The following is a 515-nucleotide window of genomic DNA, read 5'->3' as shown; positions in this document are numbered from 1 at the left end:
CATTAGAGGTTTATCGCTTTGATATTTTCTCAATTCCGCGAATGACTCAGTGGGACGAGAGCCGAAATTAACGGTTTCCAGCACACCATCAATCATTCCCCCCTGCAGCAAGTAATCCAGAGGTCCATCCGAGGTGAATAGAAGAACATCCATACCTCGTTTCTCCATGCTATTTTTTAAATATTCTAAGTATTTCTTATCGTTTCCGTAGCTGCCGTACTCGTTCTCGATTTGCATGGCAATGATAGGTCCCCCGTTCGTATAAAGCAGGGGCTTGAGCTTCGGCAGCAATACATCGTAATAAGCATCGACTTTATCCAAGAAAGGCTGATGAAAGCATCGCAGTCTCATATCGGAATCGGCAAGCAGCCAAGCGGGCAAGCCACCGAATTCCCACTCTGCACAAATATACGGACTTGGACGAACAATAGCGAGCAACCCAACATCGGCTGCGATCTGAAGGAATTGCTCTAAATCCGCGATTCCATCAAAAACGAATTCCCCTTCTCTAGGTT

At 46.0% G+C, this 515-nt stretch carries 1 protein-coding gene; it reads right to left on the bottom strand.

Features of this window, described 5'->3' with window-relative positions:
* The coding region (locus tag AC1DWN_RS35030; protein WP_477563387.1) for a beta-galactosidase at positions 1–515 on the bottom strand (515 nt) is incomplete at both ends.

It is taken from the genome of Paenibacillus sp. P4_A7 (assembly GCF_056402455.1).
The sequence above is the reverse complement of the archived record's forward strand: the minus strand, read 5'-3'. Positions and strand labels throughout refer to the sequence as shown.